The sequence below is a fragment of the Prevotella conceptionensis 9403948 genome, from assembly GCF_000312305.1.
Lineage (GTDB): Bacteria > Bacteroidota > Bacteroidia > Bacteroidales > Bacteroidaceae > Prevotella > Prevotella conceptionensis.
Genome location: NZ_HE999450.1, coordinates 174,235 through 177,704, shown reverse-complemented (window position 1 = coordinate 177,704; position 3,470 = coordinate 174,235). Strand labels below are relative to the sequence as shown.

General features: G+C 54.3%; 2 protein-coding genes. Both read right to left on the bottom strand.

The window, feature by feature from the left end; translation table 11 throughout:
* A partial coding sequence (locus BN93_RS12560) for a SpvB/TcaC N-terminal domain-containing protein (protein ID WP_044260742.1) occupies positions 1-3,138 on the bottom strand: 3,138 nt, incomplete at its 3' end.
* Positions 3,139-3,171: 33 nt separating this feature from the next.
* Positions 3,172-3,408, bottom strand: coding sequence for a hypothetical protein (locus BN93_RS12555; RefSeq protein ID WP_044260715.1), 237 nt, complete (start codon positions 3,406-3,408; stop codon positions 3,172-3,174).
* Positions 3,409-3,470 lie beyond the last annotated feature (62 nt).

Below are 3,470 nucleotides of genomic sequence, written 5' to 3'. Positions count from 1 at the left end.
TACGAGAATTACTCCCGGGTCGTATTTCTGGTTCTTCGCCAGGTCCTTCCTAACATTTCTTGAAGCCCTCACAAGTACGGGCTTGTTATACATCTTTCTAAAAGGAATTACACGGAGCGTGTCTTGTGTGGAGACGTACCTTAACGTTGGTTTCCACGACATGTTTCTCCATTCCAAAGGAGCATCCGTCAGCATCTCGAAGGTCAGCTGCACCGAATCTTTCGCCAATACGTCGAACGCATCCTCAAACGTATCTTCAACAGAAGTGCCGGCTGGGAGTTTCTTCTCCATCAGGATGTGTTCGTCGTGTAAATCTTTCCTTCTCACGACAAGCGTAACATGACTCCCTGTCCGCCCCTTTCTGTAAGGCGCCTTTACCTCCACGCGCCCATCCTTGGGCAAGAACATTCCTGTGGTCATTCCTTCCAAGAAGTCGGATGCGGCATCATAGTGAGAGAGGTCTTGCCCAAGGTAGGTGGCATTGCCGCCAACAATCCGGCTATATTCCACCCGTTGAGACCACGCCACGCTGTCGGCCGCACCCGAGTAGCGCGACTGCAAGCGGAAGAACAGCCTTTCGCCGGCCTTGACGGATGTCGTGAGGCTGTCCGTTCTCGTCCCTGTGCTGAGAATGGAATCCCTTTTTAATACGTTTTCCTCCTTTTGGATGCTGTATGTGATGCCGTCGCCATAAGTTGTGGACTTGTTCACCACACTGGCAATGCGGATTGTTCCTGAGAACGGCGCACGCCATACGCGCACTACGTCGTGCAGGGGGTTCTCCTTTTCCAAGGAGTCCCTGATGGCTTTATAGTCGGGAATGAAAGTGGAATCTATCTCTGCACTTCGCCCGACAATGGGATTGGGCGTTTCTTTCGTCGAGGGTATGAACGTAGGAAGGCCGTCTGTGCCGATCCTGTTAAACCATACCATGCCGTTGTTGGCGATGTCCACCAGTCCGTCGTTGTTGAAGTCGGACAGGTAGATCTTCGTTTCCGTCTTATCCCAAGTTCGGCTGTAGCTGACGCCAGGGGAAACGAAAGGCAGCTCAACGGCAGCATCAGCATTGAGTGTCTTGCTTGAACTTGTTCCTCTGGAAAACTCCCCTATTCCCTTGATCATGCGACTTTTCGCAAATATGGGATTTCCTGTTTCACCAGAGAGGTTTTTCCTATAGCGAAGCCCATCCCGCGCTTGGAATAACTTATCCGGTAACCCGTCTCCGTCAATGTCTATTAGTGCTACCTTTCCAAAGTTCTCATTCTTCGAATGTATGTAAGAAGCTCCGACATTCACGGTGGCAACACTTACGCCAAATCCGACGAGCAGGCCACCACCCAAGGTCCTTCCTTTGGAGTATCCTCCACCAAGCATGCTCAACTCGTTGCTGAATCCGTTTATGGCTTTTTGCAATGGGGGTAAATGTTCGTGCTTACTGTCTGCCTCCGATGTCCACGACTCCGCTTTTCCGAACATCCCGCCCTTCACGTCGTCGTAGTAGTCAAACCCTTGTGCGGCCACCCTTGCCCCCTTAGCATCGAGTTGCACGATACTATCTAGCAGTGTCTTGGCAAACGGGCCTTCGCGATGATGCAGCGCATAGCTGCGTACGGACTCGTTGTTGAACGTAACGTTTACGCGTTGCAGGAGGCGGTCGTCGCGTTGCAGCACACCCAGGCGGCCGCTGCTCATGGCATCCCTGCGCGCCGCGGGGGCATAGTCGAAGTTCACGGCATAAGCTCCCGCTTCGTCGTCGTGTCCCGTATAGCGATAGCACTTGGGGTAGAGGGTGCTGTCATGGTGTTCGTACGTGTACGAAACGAAGTTGCCGTGGGTGTCCACCGTTCGATAAAGTGCCCAACGCACGATGTTCCCTGCGGCATCCTTGATTACGGCGTTGTCTACTATCTTACCACCAATGCCGCCAAAGTAGGATGTGGTGCCATCTTTGGAAGTTACTTCCCACGTGTAGTTTGTGGGTAAATCGCCCTTGCCGATGATGCGCGCAAAGCCGCCCTCAACCAGCGGTTTAAAACGCTTATCCTTTGCCCGGCCTGGCAGTTCGGCTGTACGATAAGTGCGGTCGCCCAGTTTCGTTCCCATCAGCAGGTAGCTCTCACTCTCATGCTCGATGTCGAAACGTGGTACACCCCAGCGCGTCTCAATGTCCACGCTCTGCACAGGCAGGCTCCAACCATAACCCACGTACGACGACCCGCCATCGCTGCCATACTGCAAACCCACGGCGGGTTGCATGCTGCCGCGCCCTTTGGGCAACTCGAAGGCGTAGCCCAGCGATGCCGTTCCGCTTTGGTTGGGCGTGGGCGCATTCACCGTGGTTATGCCTGCTGCGGGGTCGGCAGCTTTCAGTTCGGCAATACCCGTTGGCACATAGTTCTGCGTTTCGGGACTCTCCGGCACCTTGATGATGCCGTTTATCACGTCGGTGAAGTGCGAAGTCTCGGCCATCACCACTTCCCTTTCCCTATCCAAGGCCTTATGGCGAAGCATCGTCCACTTGCCTTGCAGCTCATCATAATAATAGGTGTGTATGTCGTCTGCCGTATAGCCCTTCGGGATGAGCGCGCTATCATAGGGCACGGTGATGGTTGCAGGCGCATGCACGAAATGCTCGCCGTGAGGCAACAGGCGGTAGCCTGCCACACCACCTTTCAACGATGCGGAAACGGGCACATCCCTATCGCCCGTAACATTCACCATGCCTGCTGGCAGGTGGGGCAGTTCGCCCTTACCCAGTGGCGTTACGCTCAACAACTTGGCCCGTTCCATACTACCACTCGGAACATGCAGCTGGGCACGCCCCAGATGCAGCGAGTCGGCCGCATCGCGTGCGAAGAGTTTGCTCACTGTACGACGTCGGAAACTGCGCAAGCGCGATAGGCCCTTGTTGGTTTCCCTACCCTGCACCTTACGCGTAACAAGCGTGCCGCCAATGCCATTCTTGGCATTCGGCACTACCGAACCTTTGTCGGCCTTTTGTTCGGCGTGGTGTATAATCTGCCGTTTTACTTCTCCTTGTGCGTCCATGCCGCGTGAAGTACGGCTACCATCGTTACAAGATGCGAGCGACAGTAGAGCTATGGCCGTTGCCAACGTGATGTGTATCAATCTTTTCATGTGCATTTCAGGTTTAGTCGTTCCTTGTATGGGCTATCTTCTTATAATCTTGACACTTCGCCTAGCCTCACCACTCCTCATCTCTAATATGTACACGCCCACAATAGGTAGGTATAGGCGCGTAGCGTGGTAGCTTTCAGGTTTGCGAACCTCGGTTTGCAACAGCGCACCATCGGGAGCATGGAGGAACAGCGCGAGCGGAGCAGCCTCCGTCAATTCAACGCGTACATCTACATTGCCGTCACGAGTAGGGGTTGGGCGACACCTCATAGCGTGCGAAACCATCACTCGTTGCAGTGGTCACGTTCAGCGTGCGCAGCGTAGAGCAACCA

What these genes read in the sequence shown, in the direction of transcription:
- BN93_RS12555 (WP_044260715.1), bottom strand. Translation starts at nt 3,408, where the DNA reads ATGAGGTGTCGCCCAACCCCTACTCGTGACGGCAATGTAGATGTACGC.